This is a genomic window from Dyella ginsengisoli LA-4 (genome assembly GCF_000334915.1).
Classification (GTDB): Bacteria; Pseudomonadota; Gammaproteobacteria; order Xanthomonadales; family Rhodanobacteraceae; genus Dyella_A; species Dyella_A ginsengisoli_A.
Genome location: NZ_AMSF01000027.1, coordinates 72093 through 90298, shown reverse-complemented (window position 1 = coordinate 90298; position 18206 = coordinate 72093). Strand labels below are relative to the sequence as shown.

Annotated in this window: 31 protein-coding genes and 1 pseudogene; 30 read left to right on the top strand and 2 right to left on the bottom strand. The window is 65.0% G+C overall.

Going from position 1 to position 18206, the window contains the following annotated elements; all coding sequences use genetic code 11:
• The 30 genes and pseudogenes from C693_RS22990 to C693_RS0108545 form a co-directional block, all read left to right on the top strand.
• A pseudogene (locus C693_RS22990) lies at positions 1 to 73 on the top strand (hypothetical protein); the annotation flags it as partial.
• A gap of 403 nt (positions 74 to 476) precedes the next feature.
• A complete protein-coding gene (rpsJ, locus tag C693_RS0108685) occupies positions 477 to 788 on the top strand; it encodes a 30S ribosomal protein S10 (protein WP_017461875.1) in 312 nt (103 codons plus the stop codon).
• Positions 789 to 808: 20 nt separating this feature from the next.
• Positions 809 to 1450, top strand: coding sequence for a 50S ribosomal protein L3 (gene rplC, locus C693_RS0108680; RefSeq protein WP_017461874.1), 642 nt, complete (start codon positions 809 to 811; stop codon positions 1448 to 1450).
• Positions 1451 to 1461: 11 nt separating this feature from the next.
• Positions 1462 to 2064, top strand: coding sequence for a 50S ribosomal protein L4 (gene rplD, locus C693_RS0108675; protein ID WP_017461873.1), 603 nt, complete (start codon positions 1462 to 1464; stop codon positions 2062 to 2064).
• On the top strand, positions 2061 to 2354 hold the full coding sequence (gene rplW, locus C693_RS0108670; RefSeq protein ID WP_017461872.1) for a 50S ribosomal protein L23: 294 nt from the start codon (positions 2061 to 2063) through the stop codon (positions 2352 to 2354). Before rplD ends, rplW begins: the two co-directional genes overlap by 4 nt.
• 20 nt (positions 2355 to 2374) lie before the next feature.
• Positions 2375 to 3196: a 50S ribosomal protein L2 gene (gene rplB / locus C693_RS0108665; RefSeq protein ID WP_017461871.1), complete on the top strand. Its 822-nt coding sequence runs from the start codon at positions 2375 to 2377 to the stop codon at positions 3194 to 3196.
• Positions 3197 to 3208: 12 nt separating this feature from the next.
• A complete protein-coding gene (rpsS, locus tag C693_RS0108660; protein WP_017461870.1) occupies positions 3209 to 3481 on the top strand; it encodes a 30S ribosomal protein S19 in 273 nt (90 codons plus the stop codon).
• 1 nt (position 3482) lies between these two features.
• The gene (rplV, locus tag C693_RS0108655) at positions 3483 to 3818 is read left to right on the top strand and encodes a 50S ribosomal protein L22 (protein ID WP_017461869.1); all 336 of its coding nucleotides are present in this window, start codon (positions 3483 to 3485) and stop codon (positions 3816 to 3818) included.
• Positions 3819 to 3833: 15 nt separating this feature from the next.
• Positions 3834 to 4583 carry a 30S ribosomal protein S3 gene (gene rpsC, locus C693_RS0108650; RefSeq protein WP_017461868.1) on the top strand — a complete coding sequence of 250 codons (750 nt, stop codon included), beginning with the start codon at positions 3834 to 3836 and terminating at the stop codon, positions 4581 to 4583.
• 12 nt (positions 4584 to 4595) lie between these two features.
• On the top strand, positions 4596 to 5009 hold the full coding sequence (rplP, locus tag C693_RS0108645) for a 50S ribosomal protein L16 (RefSeq protein ID WP_017461867.1): 414 nt from the start codon (positions 4596 to 4598) through the stop codon (positions 5007 to 5009).
• A complete protein-coding gene (gene rpmC / locus C693_RS0108640; protein WP_017461866.1) occupies positions 5009 to 5194 on the top strand; it encodes a 50S ribosomal protein L29 in 186 nt (61 codons plus the stop codon). The genes rplP and rpmC overlap by 1 nt, the downstream gene beginning before the upstream one ends.
• An 11-nt stretch (positions 5195 to 5205) precedes the next feature.
• A complete protein-coding gene (gene rpsQ, locus C693_RS0108635) occupies positions 5206 to 5466 on the top strand; it encodes a 30S ribosomal protein S17 (RefSeq protein ID WP_017461865.1) in 261 nt (86 codons plus the stop codon).
• 14 nt (positions 5467 to 5480) lie between these two features.
• Positions 5481 to 5849 (top strand): 50S ribosomal protein L14, encoded by a 369-nt coding sequence (gene rplN, locus C693_RS0108630; RefSeq protein ID WP_017461864.1) that lies wholly within the window; start codon positions 5481 to 5483, stop codon positions 5847 to 5849.
• 14 nt (positions 5850 to 5863) lie between these two features.
• The gene (gene rplX, locus C693_RS0108625) at positions 5864 to 6178 is read left to right on the top strand and encodes a 50S ribosomal protein L24 (RefSeq protein ID WP_017461863.1); all 315 of its coding nucleotides are present in this window, start codon (positions 5864 to 5866) and stop codon (positions 6176 to 6178) included.
• 11 nt (positions 6179 to 6189) lie between these two features.
• The gene (rplE, locus tag C693_RS0108620) at positions 6190 to 6729 is read left to right on the top strand and encodes a 50S ribosomal protein L5 (RefSeq protein ID WP_017461862.1); all 540 of its coding nucleotides are present in this window, start codon (positions 6190 to 6192) and stop codon (positions 6727 to 6729) included.
• A gap of 17 nt (positions 6730 to 6746) precedes the next feature.
• A complete protein-coding gene (rpsN, locus tag C693_RS0108615) occupies positions 6747 to 7052 on the top strand; it encodes a 30S ribosomal protein S14 (protein WP_017461861.1) in 306 nt (101 codons plus the stop codon).
• Between the two features lie 211 nt (positions 7053 to 7263).
• On the top strand, positions 7264 to 7659 hold the full coding sequence (gene rpsH, locus C693_RS0108610; RefSeq protein WP_017461860.1) for a 30S ribosomal protein S8: 396 nt from the start codon (positions 7264 to 7266) through the stop codon (positions 7657 to 7659).
• Between the two features lie 10 nt (positions 7660 to 7669).
• Positions 7670 to 8197, top strand: coding sequence for a 50S ribosomal protein L6 (rplF, locus tag C693_RS0108605; protein WP_017461859.1), 528 nt, complete (start codon positions 7670 to 7672; stop codon positions 8195 to 8197).
• A 59-nt stretch (positions 8198 to 8256) separates the two neighbouring features.
• On the top strand, positions 8257 to 8616 hold the full coding sequence (gene rplR / locus C693_RS0108600; protein ID WP_017461858.1) for a 50S ribosomal protein L18: 360 nt from the start codon (positions 8257 to 8259) through the stop codon (positions 8614 to 8616).
• A 103-nt stretch (positions 8617 to 8719) separates the two neighbouring features.
• On the top strand, positions 8720 to 9229 hold the full coding sequence (gene rpsE, locus C693_RS0108595) for a 30S ribosomal protein S5 (RefSeq protein ID WP_017461857.1): 510 nt from the start codon (positions 8720 to 8722) through the stop codon (positions 9227 to 9229).
• Positions 9222 to 9419, top strand: coding sequence for a 50S ribosomal protein L30 (gene rpmD, locus C693_RS0108590; protein ID WP_017461856.1), 198 nt, complete (start codon positions 9222 to 9224; stop codon positions 9417 to 9419). The genes rpsE and rpmD overlap by 8 nt, the downstream gene beginning before the upstream one ends.
• Positions 9419 to 9856 (top strand): 50S ribosomal protein L15, encoded by a 438-nt coding sequence (rplO, locus tag C693_RS0108585; RefSeq protein WP_241762649.1) that lies wholly within the window; start codon positions 9419 to 9421, stop codon positions 9854 to 9856. Before rpmD ends, rplO begins: the two co-directional genes overlap by 1 nt.
• Before the next feature lie 4 nt (positions 9857 to 9860).
• Positions 9861 to 11192, top strand: a complete 1332-nt coding sequence (secY, locus tag C693_RS0108580; protein ID WP_017461854.1) for a preprotein translocase subunit SecY — start codon at positions 9861 to 9863, stop codon at positions 11190 to 11192.
• A gap of 133 nt (positions 11193 to 11325) precedes the next feature.
• Positions 11326 to 11682, top strand: coding sequence for a 30S ribosomal protein S13 (rpsM, locus tag C693_RS0108575; protein WP_017461853.1), 357 nt, complete (start codon positions 11326 to 11328; stop codon positions 11680 to 11682).
• Positions 11683 to 11694: 12 nt separating this feature from the next.
• Positions 11695 to 12081 (top strand): 30S ribosomal protein S11, encoded by a 387-nt coding sequence (rpsK, locus tag C693_RS0108570; RefSeq protein ID WP_007513384.1) that lies wholly within the window; start codon positions 11695 to 11697, stop codon positions 12079 to 12081.
• Positions 12082 to 12092: 11 nt separating this feature from the next.
• Positions 12093 to 12719, top strand: a complete 627-nt coding sequence (gene rpsD / locus C693_RS0108565) for a 30S ribosomal protein S4 (RefSeq protein ID WP_017461852.1) — start codon at positions 12093 to 12095, stop codon at positions 12717 to 12719.
• 16 nt (positions 12720 to 12735) lie between these two features.
• The gene (locus C693_RS0108560; RefSeq protein WP_026107285.1) at positions 12736 to 13734 is read left to right on the top strand and encodes a DNA-directed RNA polymerase subunit alpha; all 999 of its coding nucleotides are present in this window, start codon (positions 12736 to 12738) and stop codon (positions 13732 to 13734) included.
• Positions 13735 to 13955: 221 nt separating this feature from the next.
• Positions 13956 to 14339, top strand: a complete 384-nt coding sequence (rplQ, locus tag C693_RS0108555) for a 50S ribosomal protein L17 (RefSeq protein ID WP_017461850.1) — start codon at positions 13956 to 13958, stop codon at positions 14337 to 14339.
• Between the two features lie 156 nt (positions 14340 to 14495).
• Positions 14496 to 14993, top strand: a complete 498-nt coding sequence (locus tag C693_RS0108550; protein WP_026107284.1) for a disulfide bond formation protein B — start codon at positions 14496 to 14498, stop codon at positions 14991 to 14993.
• 1 nt (position 14994) lies between these two features.
• Positions 14995 to 16362 carry a class II 3-deoxy-7-phosphoheptulonate synthase gene (locus C693_RS0108545; protein ID WP_017461848.1) on the top strand — a complete coding sequence of 456 codons (1368 nt, stop codon included), beginning with the start codon at positions 14995 to 14997 and terminating at the stop codon, positions 16360 to 16362.
• 8 nt (positions 16363 to 16370) lie between these two features.
• On the opposite strand, the gene C693_RS0108540 is transcribed toward C693_RS0108545, so the two are convergent.
• Together C693_RS0108540 and bla are read right to left on the bottom strand one after the other, a co-directional pair.
• Complete coding sequence (locus tag C693_RS0108540) at positions 16371 to 17198, bottom strand: hypothetical protein (RefSeq protein WP_017461847.1); 828 nt, start codon at positions 17196 to 17198, stop codon at positions 16371 to 16373.
• A gap of 95 nt (positions 17199 to 17293) precedes the next feature.
• Positions 17294 to 18178 carry a subclass B3 metallo-beta-lactamase gene (bla, locus tag C693_RS0108535; RefSeq protein ID WP_017461846.1) on the bottom strand — a complete coding sequence of 295 codons (885 nt, stop codon included), beginning with the start codon at positions 18176 to 18178 and terminating at the stop codon, positions 17294 to 17296.
• Between the last annotated feature and the right edge of the window lie 28 nt (positions 18179 to 18206).

The following is an 18206-nucleotide window of genomic DNA, read 5'->3' as shown; positions in this document are numbered from 1 at the left end:
GGGTCTGCGCTTCGCGATCCGCGAAGGCGGCCGTACCGTCGGCGCCGGCGTGGTGGCCAAGATCATCAAGTAAGCGGTTCCCTGAGCGGGCGAGTGCGGCAGCCGGAGTCGGCTGCCGCTTTTTATTGGGTGGGGGCTTCCCTTCCCGTTAGGGGCGGGCTATACTCGTCCTTCTTTGCAGGAGTGTCTTGCCTACGGCGGGGCCTCCTACACCGCGAAATGAGGCACAGGATGTGCTTCGAGTTCGCTGGCGCGGATCGCCTGGGGCATAAGACATGAGGATCGCAAAGCGCGAGCTTTGTTGATCTTTGTTTTTACGCCTTTTATACTTTTCTGCTCGGCAAGCCGGATCGACTGGCTTGCCGAACATTTTGGGCGGCTTTCAGTGCATCGGGGCGTCCAGTCGCAAGTGCGGAGCGGTGAGAAGCTGCTTCGATTCACAAGTAATTGTTCTTTTGACAACAGGACACGGTTTTATGGCGAACCAGAAGATTCGCATCCGGCTCAAGGCGTACGATCATCGTCTGATCGACCGCTCGGCCAGCGAGATCGTCGAGACGGCCAAGCGCACCGGCGCTACGGTGCTCGGCCCGATCCCGCTCCCGACCAAGATCGAGCGCTACACCATCCTGGTCTCGCCGCACGTCGACAAGGACGCGCGCGACCAGTATGAGACCCGCACCCACAAGCGCGTGCTCGACATCGTCGACCCCAATGACAAGACCGTGGACGCGCTCATGAAGCTTGACCTCGCCGCTGGCGTGGATGTCCAGATCAAGCTCGGCTGAGCGATAGACAGGATACGAAGATGAGTATCGGACTGGTTGGCCGCAAGTGCGGCATGAGCCGACTCTTCACCGAAGATGGCCGCTCGATTCCGGTGACGCTGATCGAAGCGACGCCGAATCGCGTGACCCAGGTGAAGACGGATGAGAACGATGGCTACAGCGCTGTGCAGGTCACGGCGGGCGCGAAGCGCGCCTCGCTGCTGACGCAGCCGCTGAAGGGCCACTATGCGACCGCGAAGGTCGAGCCGGGCCGTGGCCTGTGGGAGTTCCGCGTTGCCGCCGACGATCTCGGCAAGTACGCGATCGGTGCTGAGATCAAGGCGGACGAGCTGTTTACCGTCGGCCAGATCGTCGACGTCGCCGGCGTGTCCAAGGGCAAGGGCTTCCAGGGCACGATCAAGCGCCACAACTTCAAGATGGGTGACGCCACCCACGGCAACTCGCTGTCGCATCGCGCCCCGGGCTCGATCGGCCAGCGTCAGACGCCGGGTCGCGTGTTCCCGGGCAAGAAGATGGCCGGCCACATGGGTGCGGTGAACCGCACGCAGCAGGGTCTGGAAGTGGTCAAGGTCGACGCCGAGCGTCACCTGATCGCGGTGAAGGGCGCGGTGCCGGGTGCAACCGGTGGCGACGTCGTCATCCGTCCGACCACCAAGGGTTGAGGAGAGACGCCATGGAACTGAATGTCATTGGCGCCAAGCCGCTCAGCGTGTCGGACGAAGTGTTCGGCGGCGAGTTCAAGCAGGCCCTGGTGCACCAGGTGGTCGTGGCCTACCAGGCCGGCGGTCGCGCGGGTACCAAGGCGCAGCTGTCGCGTGGTGAGCTGTCCGGCACCACCAAGAAGTTCAAGAAGCAGAAGGGTGGCGGTGCCCGTCACGGCGACTACCGTGCCCCGATCTTCGTCGGCGGTGGCGTGACGTTCGCCGCCAAGCCGCGCAACTACGAGCAGAAGGTCAATCGCAAGGCGTATCGCGTGGCGATCCGCTCGATTCTGGCCGAGCTCAACCGCCAGGACCGCCTGAAGGTCGTCGAGGGCTTCGGCATCGAAGCGCCGAAGACCAAGTCGATGGTGGCCAAGCTGGCCGAGCTGCAGGTGTCCGGTCGCGTGCTGCTGGTGAGCGAGGACGCCTCCGAGGCGCTGTATCTCGCCGCCCGCAACATCCCGTACCTGCATGTCGTGGACGTGATGGCGCTGAACCCGGTCAACCTGGTGGGTTCGGACCACATCGTGCTGACCGTCGACGCGGTCAAGAAGATCGAGGAATGGCTGGCATGAGCACCGAACGCATTCTCAACACGCTGCGTGCGCCGCACATCTCCGAGAAGTCCGCGCGCCTGGCCGAGAGCAACCAGTATGTATTCGTTGTCGCCCCCGAGGCGACCAAGGCCGACGTCCGCGCGGCGGTGGAACAGATGTTCGACGTCAAGGTCGAGCAGGTGAACCTCGTCAACGCCAAGGGCAAGGTCAAGTCCTTCCGTTTCCGCACTGGCAGCCGCCAGGGCAAGCGCAAGGCCTATGTCCGCCTCGCCGATGGTCAGACCATCGACGTGTCGGCCAAGGCCTGAGCTCAAGGAGTCGCATTGAGATGGCACTGATCACGCACAAGCCGACCTCGCCGGGCCGCCGCGACGCGGTGAGCGTCCGCACCGAGGGCCTGCACAAGGGAGCGCCGTACGCGGCGCTGACCGAGTCGCAGTCCAAGACGGGCGGTCGCAACCACTTCGGTCGCATCACCACGCGTCATCGCGGTGGTGGCCACAAGCAGCATTACCGCATCATCGACTTCAAGCGCGACAAGGAAGGCATCGCCGGCCGCGTCGAGCGCATCGAGTACGATCCGAACCGCACCGCGCACATCGCGCTGCTGTGCTACGCCGATGGCGAGCGCCGCTACATCATCGCGCCGAAGGGCGTGCAGGTGGGTGACCGCCTGGTGTCCGGTTCGGACGCGCCGATCAAGCCGGGCAACAGCCTGCCGCTGCGCAACATTCCGGTCGGTTCGACCATTCACTGCATCGAGATGAAGGCAGGCAAGGGCGCGCAGATCGCCCGCAGCGCCGGCGCCTCGGTTCAGCTGGTCGCCCGCGAGTCCGGCTACGCCACCCTGCGCCTCCGCTCCGGCGAAATGCGCAAGGTGCCGGTCGACTGCCGCGCCACGATCGGCGAGGTGGGCAACTCCGAGCACAGCCTGAAGAAGCTGGGCAAGGCCGGTGCCACCCGTTGGAAGGGCATCCGCCCGACCGTCCGCGGCGTGGTGATGAACCCGGTCGACCACCCGCATGGCGGTGGCGAGGGCCGTACCTCCGGTGGCCGTCATCCGGTCAGCCCGTGGGGCACGCCGACCAAGGGTTACAAGACCCGCAACAACAAGCGCACGCAGCAGTTCATCGTGCGTCGTCGCAAGTAACAGGAAGCCGACATGCCGCGTTCTCTGAAGAAAGGTCCGTTCGTCGACCTTCACCTCGTCAAGAAGGTGGAAGCTGCGGTTTCCGCCAACAACAAGCGCCCGATCAAGACCTGGTCGCGTCGCTCGATGATCCTGCCGGAAATGGTCGGCCTGACCATCGCCATCCACAACGGTCGCCAGCACGTGCCGGTGCTCGTCAACGAGAACATGGTCGGGCACAAGCTCGGCGAGTTCGCGGTGACCCGCACCTTCAAGGGCCACGGCGGCGACAAGAAGGGCAAGTAAGATGAGCACCGAAGCCAAAGCGATCCTGCGCAGCGCCCGCATCTCGGCGCAGAAGGCACGCCTGGTGGCTGACCTGGTCCGCGGTATGCCCGTGGGTCGCGCCAGCGACGTGCTCCAGTTCACCAACAAGAAGGCTGCCCACCTTGTCCGCAAGGTGCTGCTGTCGGCCGTCGCCAACGCCGAGAACAACCTCGGCGCCGACGTGGACGAACTGAAGGTCTCGCGCATCTTCGTGGACGAAGGTCCGTCGATGAAGCGCATGTACGCCCGCGCCAAGGGTCGCGGTTCGCGCATCCTGAAGCGCACCAGCCACATCACCGTGGTCGTTGGCGATTAAGAGGACGAAAAGACGATGGGTCACAAAGTTCATCCCACCGGTATCCGCCTCGGCATCGCCAAGGACTGGAACTCGAAGTGGTACGCAAACAAGGGCGATTACGCCAAGTACCTGGTCGCTGACCTGAAGGTCCGCGAGATGCTTCGCAAGAAGCTTGCCCAGGCCGGCATCTCCAAGATCCAGATCGAGCGCCCGGCCAAGACCGCCCGCGTGACGATTTACAGCGCCCGTCCGGGCGTGGTGATCGGCAAGAAGGGCGAGGACATCGAGAAGCTGCGCAAGGAAGTCAGCGAGATGATGGGCGTTCCGACGCACATCAACGTGAACGAAGTCCGCAAGCCGGAGCTCGATGCGCAGCTGGTCGCCGAGTCGATCGCGCAGCAGCTCGAGCGCCGCATCATGTTCCGTCGCGCGATGAAGCGCGCCGTCGGCAACGCGATGCGCCTCGGTGCCCAGGGCGTCAAGATCAACGTCTCCGGTCGTCTGAACGGTGCCGAGATCGCCCGCTCCGAGTGGAGTCGTGAGGGCCGCGTTCCGCTGCATACGCTGCGTGCGGACATCGATTACGGCACCGCCGAAGCCAAGACCACCTACGGCATCATCGGCATCAAGGTGTGGATCTATAAGGGCGAGATCTTCGACCTGGCGGCAGCGTCGCAGGAGTCGAAGGACGAGCAGTCGCAGCCGCGTCGCGAAGGCGGCGAGGGTCGTCGTGAATCGCGTCGCGAGGGCGGTGAAGGCCGTCGCGAGCGGGCGGCGAAGTAAGGGAGAGTTGCCATGTTGCAACCCAAGCGAACCAAATTCCGCAAGCAGTTCAAGGGCCGCAATGACGGTCTGGCGCATAGCGCCAACCTGGTCAGTTTCGGCGAGTTCGGTCTGAAGGCGACCACGTTCGGCGCGCTCACCGCGCGCCAGATCGAGGCCGGTCGTCGTTGCATCACCCGTTACGTCAAGCGTGGCGGCAAGCTCTGGATTCGAGTGTTTCCGGACAAGCCGATCACCAAGAAGCCCATCGAGGTCCGCATGGGCGCGGGTAAGGGCAGCGTCGAGCTGTGGGTCGCTCCGATCCAGCCGGGCCGCATGCTTTATGAAATCGAGGGTGTGGACGAGTCCACGGCGCGTGAGGCCTTCCGCCTGGCGGCGGCCAAGCTCTCGGTGCAGACCCAGTTTGTCAGCCGGGCGGTGATGTGATGGCTATCAAAGATCTCAACAACAAGTCGGTCGAAGAGCTGAACCAGCACCTGCTGGACCTTCGCAAGGAGCAGTTCAATCTGCGCATGCAGAAGGGCACCGGCCAGCTCAGCCAGCCGCACCAGCTGCGCCGCGTTCGGCGCGACATCGCCCGCACGAAGTTCGTGCTCGGCGGCAAGAAGTAAGGACGGCGGACATGAGCGAGAACCAGAAACAGGTGCGCACTCTGCAGGGGCGCGTGGTGTCCAACAAGATGGACAAGACGGTCACGGTGTTGGTTGAGCGCCAGGTGCAGCACGGCCTGCTCGGCAAGATCATCCGTCGGTCGACCAAGCTTCACGCGCAGGACGACCTGGGCGCGAACGAGGGTGACGTGGTGCGTATCGCCGAATGTCGCCCGCTGTCGAAGACCAAGCATCACCGCGTGGTCGAAATCGTCACGCGCGCCAACGTCTAAGGGAGGGTGCAGACATGATCCAGATGCAAAGCACGCTTTCCGCAGCGGACAACAGCGGCGCGAAGGAACTGATGTGCATCAAGGTGCTCGGCGGCTCCAAGCGTCGTTACGCCGCGATCGGTGACGTGATCAAGGTCACCGTGAAGGATGCCATCCCCCGTGGCAAGGTGAAGAAGGGCGAGGTCTACAACGCCGTGGTGGTCCGTACCGCCAAGGGCGTGCGTCGTCCGGACGGCTCGCTGATCCGTTTCGACGGCAACGCAGCGGTGCTCCTCAACAACAAGCTCGAGCCGATCGGCACCCGTATCTTCGGGCCGGTTACGCGTGAGCTGCGCGGCGAGAAGTTCATGAAGATCGTCTCCCTCGCGCCCGAAGTGCTCTGAGCGGAGTAATACCCATGAACCGTATCCGCAAGGGTGATCAGGTCATCGTGATCACCGGCAAGAACAAGGGTCAGCGCGGCGATGTGCTGCGCGTCGATGGTGACCGCGTTTTCGTCACCAACGTCAACCTGGTCAAGCGCCACACCAAGGCGAACCCGCAGGCCAATCAGCCGGGCGGCATCGTCGAGCGCGAAGCCTCGATCCATATCTCCAATGTCCAGTTGTTCAACCCCGCCACGAACAAGGGTGAGCGCGTGGGTGCCAAGGTGCTCGAAGATGGGCGCAAGGTCCGCGTGTTCCGTTCGAACGGCGAGGTTGTGGACGCGTAAGGAAGACGACCATGACGCGCCTCGAAAAGTTTTACAAAGACCAGGTAGTCGCCAAGCTCACCGAGAAGTTCGGCTACCAGAACGTGATGCAGGTTCCCCGCATCACCAAGATCACGCTCAACATGGGCGTGGGCGAAGCTGCGGGCAACAAGAAGGTGCTCGAGAACGCCGTTGCCGACATGGCCAAGATCGCCGGCCAGAAGCCGATCACGACCAAGGCACGCGTGTCCGTCGCCTCGTTCAAGATCCGCGACGGCTGGCCGATCGGCTGCAAGGTGACCCTGCGTCGCGCCCAGATGTGGGAGTTCCTCGATCGCCTGATCAACATCTCGCTGCCCCGCGTCCGCGACTTCCGCGGCGTGTCGGGTCGCGCCTTCGACGGCCGTGGCAACTACAACTTCGGCGTGAAGGAACAGATCATCTTCCCGGAAATCGACTTCGACCAGATCGACGCGATGCGCGGCATGGATATCTCCATCACCACGACCGCCAAGACCGACGCCGAAGCCAAGGCGCTGCTGGAAGCCTTCAGCTTCCCGTTCCGCAACTGATACGCGAGAGAGAAACCATGGCAAAGACCTCGATGGTCAACCGCGATCTGAAGCGGACCAAGCTCGTCCAGAAGTACGCCGCCAAGCGCGCCGAGCTGAAGGCGATCGTGCTGAGCCCCACCGCCTCCTACGAGGAGAAGATGGACGCCCAGACCAGGCTGCAGAAGCTGCCGCGCGACGCCAGCCCGGTGCGTCAGCGCACCCGCTGCGCCCTGTCCGGTCGCCCGCGTGCGGTGTACAAGAAGTTCGGCCTGGGCCGCAACAAGCTGCGTGAAGCCACCATGCGCGGCGAAGTTCCGGGCCTGCGCAAGGCCAGCTGGTAATTCCCGGCCGGGAAGCGGGCCATCCGGTCCGCTGGCCTCCGATGGCGGGGGTGCCCCGCCGTCCATGACGTTGGCGCTCTGATATTCGCCAAAGCTGGAAAAGGCTGTTACACTCGTCGGTCTGCATAAAGCAGGCCGGCTTGTTGCGGCTCACAATCTAGAATTGATTTCCGGTTTTATCGGATATCGGTGCACTCTGAAGGATGTTTTCATGAGCATGACTGATCCCATCGCCGATATGTTCACGCGCGTGCGCAACGCCCAGCTCTCGGGCAAGCAGACCGTGACCATGCCGTCGTCGAAGTTGAAGGTGGCGATCGCCAACCTTCTCAAGAACGAGGGCTACATCCTCGACGCCAAGACCTCCGACGCGGAGGGCAAGCCGGTGCTCGAGATCAAGCTCAAGTATTTCGAAGGCCGTCCGGCCATCGAGGCCATTTCCCGGGTCAGCCGCTCCGGCCTCCGCGTCTATCGCGGCAAGGACGAGCTGCCGAAGGTGCTCGGCGGTCTTGGTATCTCGATCATTTCGACTTCCGCCGGTCTGCTGACCGATGCCCAGGCCCGCGCCAAGGGCCTCGGTGGCGAAGTCATCGGCCAAGTGGCTTAAGGAGTCGACGATGTCCCGTGTTGCTAAGAAGCCGATCAGCCTGCCGAAGGGTGTCGAGCTGAAGGTTGCCGAAGACGGCATCTCCGTTAAGGGCCCGAAGGGCTCCCTGTCCGTGCACGCGCTGCCGGGCGTCAACGTGTCCGTCGAGAACGGCGTGGCGACGATCGTTCTGGCCGAAGGTGCGGACGACAAGTTCGGCGGCACTGCCCGCGCGCTGCTGGCCAACATGGTCAAGGGCGTCTCCGACGGCTACGAGCGCAAGCTTGAACTGGTCGGCGTGGGCTATCGCGCCTCGATGACCGGCAAGGCGCTGAATCTGAGCCTCGGTTTCTCCCATCCGGTGGTGTTCAACGCGCCGGAAGGCGTGACCATCGAGACGCCGACGCAGACCGAGATCCTGATCAAGGGCTCGGACAAGCAGAGCGTGGGCCAGGTGGCTGCCAAGATCCGCGCCTATCGTCCGCCGGAGCCCTACAAGGGCAAGGGTGTGCGTTACGCCGGCGAGAAGATCACGCTGAAGGAAGCCAAGAAGGCCTAATCCGCCTCCCGGGGTGAGTCCCGGGGGTAGGCAAGGGTCGATCCGCTTCCTGGAGAACCATGACGATGAACAAGAACGAATCCCGTCTGCGCCGCGCCAAGTCCACTCGCGCGCACATCCGCAAGCTTGCCGTGCCGCGCCTTTCGGTGCATCGCACGGGGCAGCACCTCTATGCGCAGGTGTTCGATGCGTCCGGCACCAAGGTGGTGGCCGCTGCGTCGACCGTGCAGAAGGCGCTCGCCGAGGGCCTGAAGGGCACCAAGAACCTCGAGGCGGCTGCGGCCGTCGGCAAGGCTGTTGCCGAGCGTGCGATGGCCGCTGGCATCGAGTCGGTCGCTTTCGACCGCTCCGGCTTCCGCTACCACGGTCGCATCAAGGCGCTGGCCGACGCGGCCCGCGAGGCCGGCCTGAAGTTCTGATCCACCGGGGCACGGCGGTAGACGTGCCCCGAGCTTCACCTACAACTCCAAGCGGCCAAGCCGCAAGCAAAAGTCCCGGACCTCCGGGCATACGGAAACCAACATGTCCTCTAACGATCGCGAAAATTCGGACGGCCTGCTCGAGAAGCTGATCGCCGTCAACCGCGTGGCCAAGACCGTGAAGGGTGGCCGCCAGATGAGCTTCACTGCCCTGACGGTGGTGGGTGACGGCGAAGGCCGCGTCGGCTTCGGCTATGGCAAGGCGCGCGAAGTGCCGGTCGCCATCTCCAAGGCGATGGAGCGTGCCCGTCGCCAGATGGTCAACATCGAGCTGAACAACGGCACGCTGTGGTACGCCGTCAAGGCCAACCACGGCGCCGCCCGCGTGTACATGCAGCCGGCCGCCGAAGGTACCGGCGTGATTGCCGGCGGTGCGATGCGCGCCGTGCTGGAAGTGGTCGGCGTGAAGAACGTGCTCGCCAAGGCGGTGGGTTCGCGCAACCCGATCAACCTGGTGCGCGCCACCATCAAGGGCCTGCAGGCCGTGGCCTCGCCCAAGAAGATCGCCGCCAAGCGTGGCAAGACCCTGGATGAGGTGCTGGGCAATGGCTAAGAATGAGACTGCCGAAAAGACCGTGCGCGTGCGCCTGGTCAAGGGCCTGCGTGGCGTGCAGAGCCGTCACCGTCTGAGCGTCAAGGCGCTCGGTCTGAACAAGACCAACGACGTGCGTGAACTGAAGGACAGCCCGCAGGTGCGTGGCCTGATCAACACGGTCTACTACCTGGTCCGGGTCGAGGAGTAATCATCATGCGTCTCAACGACATCAAGCCCGCCGCCGGTTCGCGCAAGTCGCGCCTGCGCGTCGGTCGCGGCATCGGCTCGGGCCTCGGCAAGACCGCGGGCCGCGGACACAAGGGTCAGCACGCCCGTGCCGGCGGCACCCACAAGTTCGGCTTCGAAGGCGGCCAGATGCCGCTGCAGCGTCGCCTCCCGAAGGTCGGCTTCCGCTCGCAGAAGAAGGCCGAGAGCCAGCAGGTGTTCCTGTACCAGCTTGCCACCCTCGACGCCGAGGTGATCGATCTGGTGACGCTGCACAAGGCCGGCCTGGTCGATAGCCGTGCGAAGAAGGTCAAGGTCGTGGCCAAGGGTGAGATCGGTCGCGCCGTGAAGCTCTCCGGCATCCTCGCCACGGTCGGTGCCAAGGCCGCGATCGAGGCGGCCGGCGGCAGCGTGGAGTAACCCGGTGGCTGCTGCCAAGGGCAACCAGCTCGGCTCGCTCGGCAAGTTGACCGAGCTGCGTCAGCGCATCTTTTTCGTGATCGGTGCGCTGATCGTCTTCCGCCTCGGTTCGTTCATCCCGGTGCCGGGCGTGAATCCCGAGGCGATGACCCGCCTGATCGAGCAGCAGGGCGGCGGCCTCCTGAGCATGTTCAACATGTTCTCGGGTGGCTCGCTGTCCCGCATGTCGGTCTTCGCCCTGGGCGTCGTCCCCTACATCTCCGCATCGATCGTGGTGCAGATGATGGGGTCGGTGATTCCCAGCCTGCAGAACCTCCGCAAGGAAGGCGAGGCAGGGCGGCGCAAGATGACCATGTACACCCGCTTCGGCACGGTCGGCCTCGCGGCCTTCCAGGCATTCGGCATCGCCGTGGCGCTGCAGAAGCAGGTCGCTTCCGGCGGCGTGCCGGTGGTCTACATGCCGGGCATGGGTTTCGTGCTGTCGTCCGTCGTCGGCCTGACCGCCGGCACCATGTTCCTGATGTGGCTGGGCGAGCAGATCACCGAACGCGGCATCGGCAACGGCATCTCGCTGCTGATCTTCGCCGGTATCGTGGCGGGTCTCCCCGGTGCGGTGGCGCACACCCTGACCATGCAGGCCAACGGTGAGCTGGGCAACGGCCTGAAGCTGATCCTGATCGTCGCCATGGTGCTGGCCGTGACCGCCTTCGTGGTGTTCATGGAGCGCGCGCAGCGGCGAATCACGGTCAACTACGCGCGGCGCTCCGGCGGCCAGCAGGCGTACATGAACCAGAGCTCGCACCTGCCGCTGAAGATCAACATGTCGGGCGTGATCCCGCCGATCTTCGCCTCGAGCCTGCTGATGTTCCCGGCCACCGCGCTGACCTGGTTCGGCACCGGCCACCAGGCCCGCTGGCTGCAGTCGCTGACCCAGGCGCTGAACCAGGGCGAGCCGCTGCACGACGTGGTGTTCGCGGTGCTGGTGATCACGTTTGCGTTCTTCTACACGGCCATTGTCTTCAACTCCCAGGAGACGGCCGACAATCTCAAGCGTTCCGGCGCGCTGATTCCGGGCATCCGTCCCGGCAAGGCGACCGCCAGCTACATCGATGCGGTGATGACTCGCCTTACCGGTGTGGGAGCGCTCTACCTGGTGCTGGTCTGTCTGGTGCCCACGTTCATGCAGAAGTCGTGGAACGTGCCCTTCTACTTTGGCGGCACCTCGCTGCTGATCGTAGTGGTGGTGGTGATGGACTTCACCTCGCAGGTGCAGGCGCACCTGGTGAGCCACCAGTACGAAGGTTTGCTCAAGAAGGCCAATCTCCGGCGCAGCTAGTGGCTGCTGGGGCGTAGGAGTGGGGCCGGATAAACGGGAAAGCCGCGGCGCAGGCCGCGGGACTTTCCAGCAGGGTTGATTCAGGTTAAAATTGCGCGTTTACCGCGCACGAAAGCATCGGAGAAAGTACATCATGGCGCGCATCGCGGGTGTCAATTTGCCGGTCCAGAAGCATGTCTGGGTCGGTCTGCAGAGCATCTACGGCATCGGCCGCAGCCGGGCCAAGAAGGTCTGCGCGGACGCCGGCGTGGTTCCGACCACGCCGATCAAGTCCCTCAGCGAGGGTGAGGTGGAGAAGCTCCGCCACGAAATCGGCAAGTACGTTGTCGAAGGTGATCTGCGTCGCGAAGTTGGCATCGCCATCAAGCGTCTGATGGATCTGGGTTGCTACCGCGGTCTGCGTCACCGTCGTGGCCTGCCGGTGCGCGGCCAGCGCACGCGCACCAACGCCCGTACCCGCAAGGGTCCGCGTCGCGCCATCAAGAAGTAACGGATTCGAATCATGGCCAAGCCAGTCAAGACCAAGAAGAAGATCAAGCGCGTTGTCACGGATGCCGTGGCCCACGTGCAGGCCTCCTTCAACAACACCATCGTCACCATCACCGATCGCCAGGGCAACGCGCTGTCGTGGGCGACTGCCGGCGGCGCGGGCTTCCGCGGCTCGCGCAAGTCGACCCCGTTCGCTGCCCAGGTGGCCGCCGAGAAGGCCGGCCGCGCGGCGGGCGACTACGGCGTGAAGACCGTCGAAGTGCGCATCAAGGGTCCGGGCCCGGGTCGTGAGTCGGCGGTGCGTTCGCTGAACGCCCTCGGCTACAAGGTGCTGAACATCATCGACGTCACGCCGATCCCGCATAACGGCTGCCGTCCCCCCAAGAAGCGTCGAGTCTAAGGAGCATACCCATGGCCCGTTATCGTGGAGCTACCTGCAAGCTCGCCCGTCGTGAGGGTTCCGACCTCAGCCTGAAGAGCCCGGCCCGCGCGCTGGATTCCAAGTGCAAGCTGGAAAACAAGCCCGGCCAGCATGGCGCCAACAAGCGCATGCGCATGTCCGACTATGCCGTCCAGCTGCGCGAGAAGCAGAAGGTCAAGCGCATCTACGGCGTGCTCGAGCGCCAGTTCAGCAACTACTACACCAAGGCGTCGACCCTCAAGGGCAACACCGGTGAGAACCTGCTGCGCCTGCTCGAGAGCCGCCTGGACAACGTCGTCTACCGCATGGGCTTCGCGGTCACCCGCGCCCAGGCCCGCCAGCTGGTCGCCCACAAGGCGGTGCTGGTCAACGGCAAGAAAGTCAACATTCCGTCCTACCAGGTCAAGCCGGGTGACGAAATCGCCCTGACCGAGCGCGCACGCAACCAGCTGCGCGTTCAGGAAGCGGCGACCGTGTTCGACACCATGGATCTGCGCCCGCAGTGGGTGGAAGTGGACGCCAAGAAGTTCGCCGGCACGTTCAAGTCGGTGCCGGATCGTGGCGACCTGCCCACCGACATCAACGAAGCGCTGATCGTCGAGCTTTACTCGAAGTAATCAACCGGAGCTCTGCATGGCAGTTTCGTCAACTAGCGTGCTGCGGCCTCGTGGCCTCAGCGTCGAACAGCTCGGAGCCAACCGCGCCAAGGTGGTGGTCGAGCCGCTCGAGCGTGGCTTCGGCCACACCCTGGGCAACGCGCTGCGCCGCGTACTGCTCTCCTCGATCCCCGGCAGCGCCATCGTCGAGGTCGAGATCGATGGCGTGCTTCACGAGTACACCACCCTCGAGGGCCTGCAGGAGGACGTGATCGAAGTCCTGCTGAACCTCAAGGACGTCGCTATCCGTCAGCACTCCGGCGACGAGGTCACCCTGACCCTGTCGAAGAAGGGCAAGGGCGTGGTCACCGCCGGCGATATCACCGTGGACCACACGGTCGAGATCATCAACCCGGAACACGTGATCTGCCACCTGACCAAGGACATCGCGCTCAACATGCGCCTGAAGGTGCGTCGTGGCGTGGGTTACCAGCCGGCCAGCGCGCGCCAGCATCCGGACGACGAAGCGCGTCCGATCGGTCGCCTGCAGCTCGACGCGTCCTTCGCGCCGGTGCTGCGCGTGGCCTACGAGGTGGACGCCGCTCGTGTGGAGCAGCGCACCAACCTCGACAAGCTGGTGCTGGACATCGAGACCAACGGCACCATCGGTGCCGAGGACGCGGTGCGCAAGGCGGCCGAGATTCTCAACGACCAGCTGTCGGTGTTCGGTGATTTCTCGCGTCGCGAGAGCGCCACCGATACGGCCGAGAAGAGCGGTTTCGACCCGCTGCTGCTGCGTCCGATCGACGATCTGGAGCTCACCGTGCGTTCGGCGAACTGCCTGAAGGCCGAGAGCATCTACTACATCGGCGATCTGGTGCAGAAGACCGAGGTGGAGCTGCTGAAGACCCCGAATCTCGGCAAGAAGTCGCTGACCGAGATCAAGGACGTGCTGGGCAGTCGCGGTCTGGCGCTCGGCATGAAGCTCGAGAACTGGCCGCCGCCGGGCCTGTCGCACGGCATGCAGCTGGGCTGATGCAACACATGCCGCGGTCGCTTCAGCGATCGCGGCATCTTGCCGTGAGGGGGCTGCTGCGGCCTGCCTGTTTCCGGCATTTTTCGACGGTCTCCTTGATCGTCCGCCGCGGGGACTTCCCGGGGCTGTCGCAGCACTCGATCTTCCACACTCCTATAGCGGGCAACCGCGGGAAGCCGGCGACGTCCGGCCTCTCATAACAACAGACAGAGATTATCGCCATGCGCCATATGAAGAGCGGTCGCAAGCTCAACCGCACCAGCAGCCATCGCGAAGCCATGTTCCGCAACATGGCCGCGTCGCTGATCAAGCACGAGCTGATCCGTACCACCCTGCCGAAGGCGAAGGAACTTCGCCGCGTTGCCGAGCCGCTGATCACGCTGAGCAAGACCGACGGCGTCGCCAACCGCCGCCTCGCCTTCGCCCGCCTGCGCGACAAGCAGGCAGTGGGCAAGCTGTTCGTCGAGCTGGGCCCGCGTTACCGCGAGCGTCCCGGTGGTTACCTGCGCATCCTCAAGTGCGGCTTCCGCCCCGGTGACAATGCACCGATGGCGTACGTCGAGCTGGTGGACCGTCCGCGTGCCGAGGCCGTCGACGCCGAGTAAGCGTCGCCCGGTTGGGCGTCTGGACGTCCGTGCCAACGAAAGCCCCGACAGCTGGTCTGCCGGGGCTTTTTGTTTGGCGGTCCTGCGGCGATCGGGTGTGCTGACAGCACACCGCGGGACGGGTTAATGTCGGTCACTCCCCGCTATCCACAAGCCATGAATCCTCTCCGTTGGTCCTATCGCACCACCTTCCTCGCCGGCTTCGCGATCTGCGCGGGGCTGCTCGGGTTTGCGCTCTACGCGCAGTACGTCTGGGCGATGATTCCCTGCCCACTGTGCATCTTCCAGCGCATCGGTTTCATGGTGATGGGCCTGTTCTTCCTGGCCGGCGCGATCCATGCGCCCAGGGGGAGCGCCCGCTGGATCTACACGGCCGGCGCTCTGCTTGGCGCGGTCTGGGGTATTGCGGTGGCCGGACGCCATCTGTGGATCCAGTCGCTGCCCGCCGACGAAGTACCCTCCTGCGGCGGTGACCTCGGTTACCTGATGAGCGCCTTTCCTTTCGCCAAGGTGCTGAAGCTCGTGTTCACCGGGTCCGGTGAGTGTGCCAAGGTCGAGCCCATCCTCGGCCTGCCGATGCCTGCCTGGACGCTGCTGTGGTTCATCGCGCTGGGGATCTGGGCGGTACTGGTCACGCGGCGTCGGAGCGTCTGACATGGCGATCCAGCCTACGAGCCCATCCACCCCGGTGGACTGGTCTCCCGCTTCCTGGCAGCAGCGCGAGGCACTGCAGCAGCCCCGCTATGACGATCCGGCCGAACTGGCCACCGCAACGGCCCAGCTGGCCTCGCTGCCTCCGCTGGTGACCTCCTGGGAGGTGCTGGCGCTCAAGCAGGCGCTGGCCGAGGCCCAGGATGGCCACAGCTTCCTGCTGCAGGGAGGCGATTGCGCGGAGAGTTTCACCGACTGTACCAGCCCGATCATCTCGAACCGGCTCAAGGTGCTGCTGCAGATGAGCCTGGTGATGGTGCACGGGCTCAAGAAGCCGGTGCTTCGGGTGGGGCGATTCGCCGGGCAGTACGCCAAGCCGCGCTCGGCCGACACCGAGACGCGCGACGGCCTGACCCTGCCGAGTTTTCGCGGTGACGTGGTGAACGCACCGGCCTTCACAGCCGAGGCACGCCGCGCCGATCCGCAGCGCCTGATCCAGGCACACGCACATTCGGCGCTCACGATGAATTTCGTGCGTGCGTTGATCGATGGCGGTTTTGCCGATCTGCATCATCCGGAGTACTGGGATCTGGCGTGGGTCGAGCACTCGCCGCTGGCTGCCGAGTATCGCCAGATGGTCGCCTCGATCGGTGACTCGCTGCGTTTCATGGAGACGCTTGCCGGACCGATCGCCAGCTTTTCGCGTGTCGATTTCTTTACCTCGCACGAGGCGTTGTTGCTGCACTACGAACAGGCGCTGACCCGCCAGGTGCCGCGCCACCCGGGCTGGTTCAACCTGTCCACGCATTTCCCGTGGATCGGCATGCGCACTGCGGCGCTCGACGGTGCGCACGTGGAGTATTTCCGCGGCATCCGCAATCCGATCGCGGTAAAAGTGGGGCCGTCGGTCACACCTGAGCAGTTGCTGCCATTGATGGACGCACTCAATCCCGACGACGAGCCCGGGCGGTTGACGCTGGTCCATCGCATGGGCAACGCCGCCATTGCCGAGCGCCTGCCGCCGCTGCTGGACGCGGTGAAGCGTGAAGGGCGCCGTGTGCTTTGGGTGGCCGACCCGATGCACGGCAACACCGAAAGCACGTCCAACGGCTACAAGACACGTCGCTTCGACAACATCCGCGGCGAGCTCGATCAGGCTTTCGACATCCACGCCGCCGCCGGCACGCGCCTGGGTGGCGTCCACCTCGAGCTGACCGGCGAGAACGTCACCGAGTGCATGGGCGGCGCACGCGACCTGTCCGAGTCGGATCTTTCGCGGGCCTACAAGTCGACGGTCGACCCCCGGCTGAACTACGAGCAGTCGCTGGAGTTGGCGATGCTGATCGTGCGCAAATCCGTCAGTCGTGGCTGAGGCGTAGATCAGCGCAGATAGACGGTGGGGCCGAGCACTGCGGCAAACGCAGCCATCACCGCCGCGCCTGCGATGAGCAGCGCGGGGTGGCGACCGATCGCCACGGGGCGGGGTGGAATCGCCGGTGTTGGGCGATAGGCCACATTGAACAGTCCCGCGGTGCCGCCAAAGGTCGACGCCACGGCGGAGATCAGCGTGATCATCAGCCCGTGCGGGTTGAACAGGCTGACCAGCAGCGCGCCCGCGCCACCGATCCAGTAGATGGTCATGGCCATGCGCACGCGGGTGGCGCGCGCCGTCGCGCCGCCGCCGAGCATCTCGTCGATGCTGCGGTTGGCGAGGCGGATGGTGCCGATGTAGGCCGCCAGTCCCGCTGCGGTCAGGGCGAATCGCCACAGCCACGGATACGGCAGCGGCGCGAGTCCGCCGTCGCCGACCGGGCTCCAGTCGCCCAGGCCGAGCACTCCGGAGAACAGCCAGTAGCCGGCAGCCACCATTGCCTTCACGGTGAAGGTGATCCAGAGCGCCAGTCGCAGCAGCGGCGTGCGGACGGTGCGCCAGGCGAGGTAGGCCAGCGCCGCCACCACGATATCGACCGTCGTGCCGGCCACGGCCACCAGGCGGCGGGCTACCGGCCCGGTGCCCGGACATTCGACGTAGTAGGCCCCCAGCTCGCTCGGGCGGTGTCCAGAGGCCACGCAGGTCACGGCGTGGCCCAGCAGCTCGTGGGCCATGGTCAGCAGGGGTGAGAGCAGCAGAACCAGTCCGATCAGGGTCCAGCGATCGACATGCGGCAGCGCGGCGGGCGCTTCAGGTGATTCTTGCTTCGCGCTCATCGGCGAGGTTCCGGGGCAGGGCGACGCCGTCTATCGGACCACGTCGGGTTGCCGGAGCTAAGTGATCCTTGTCACCCGCAGGTCCTGCGCGCAGCTCAGCGAGCGGTCTCCCGCTCGACAGCGACGCGTTTGTCCATCATCTGCCCGCCCAGGCGTGCGTAGGCGCGGCAGGCGCCCGGATCACGCAGCGCATCCGCATGCCCCTGCCCGCGCTCGGTCATGCGTTGCCAGAAGCGGCTGGCTTCCGGATGCGGGGTCATCAGGATGTCGCAGGGCAGGATGGACAACGTGGCGATGCCTCGGCGGAAGGATGCCAGACGCTCCGGATGGTCCGGATCGGAGAAGCGGTAGCTGCCGACCGCCATGGGCGTGAGGCTGTCGGCATACACCATGTGCAGGCAGCGGCGACCTTCGCAGGAGGTCCAGCTCCAGGTGGTGCTTCCGGGGGTGTGTCCCGGCGTCGGATGGGCGCGGATCGCCAGTGGCCCGACATGCACCGTGGCCTCGTCCCCGATCACCTGCACGTGCCTGATGGGCGGAAACAGCGGCGCGTCGCCGTACTGCGGATCTTCCGGGTCCCTGCCGCCTTCACGCAGTGCCCGAGCCTGCGCCGCCCGGGCCCGGACCGTGGCTCCGCTGTCCCGGGCGATCGCTGCCAAGGCACCGGCATGGTCCCCGTGCGCATGCGAGTCGAGGATCACCCGGATGTCACGCAGGCGGAAGCCGAGCGACCGGATGTTTGCTTCCACCATCGCCGCATTTTCAGGCAGGGTACCGTCGATCAGCACGTGGCCCTGCGGCGAAGTCACCAGGATCGCGCTGAGCCCGCGGCTGCCGACGTACCAGGTGTTGCCGTAGATGCGCTGCGGCGCCTGTGGCTGGCGCCAGGCCGGGTGGGAATCGGGCGCAGCCGGCGCGGCGCGCAGGGGAAGGGAGATCGCGATGGCCGCGGCCAGGACGCCAGGGAGTTGGATGCGCATGGGGTTTTGACGAGACGGTCGGTGGCAG